The sequence below is a fragment of the Paraburkholderia sp. SIMBA_053 genome (assembly GCF_046534895.1).
In the GTDB taxonomy this organism is placed as follows: Bacteria; Pseudomonadota; Gammaproteobacteria; order Burkholderiales; family Burkholderiaceae; genus Paraburkholderia; species Paraburkholderia caledonica.
This window is the reverse complement of the sequence record NZ_JAWRXU010001387.1, coordinates 1-247: the sequence shown is the minus strand read 5'-3', so window position 1 is coordinate 247 and position 247 is coordinate 1. Positions and strand designations below refer to the sequence as shown.

1 protein-coding gene is annotated in these 247 nt (G+C 63.6%); it reads right to left on the bottom strand.

The genetic code is table 11. The features are described 5' to 3' along the window. A partial coding sequence (locus SB753_RS40150) for an AMP-binding protein (RefSeq protein ID WP_410805563.1) occupies positions 1 to 247 on the bottom strand: 247 nt, incomplete at both ends.

Here is a 247-nt window from a genome sequence, read left to right as displayed (position 1 = left end):
GCGATCGTGATCTCGCTCAGATGCATCCTCGAGACGACCTTCTTCATCGTCTCGATGGGGCACGGCGAGCCCGCCATGATGCCCGTGCGCAGGCGCGAGAGGTCATACGAAGCAAAGTCCGGATGATCGAGTTCCGCGATGAACATGGTCGGCACGCCGTGCAAAGCCGTGCACTGCTCTTCGGTGACGGCCGCGAGCGTCGCCGCCGGGTCGAAAGCCTCGCCCGGAAATACCATGTTCGCGCCCA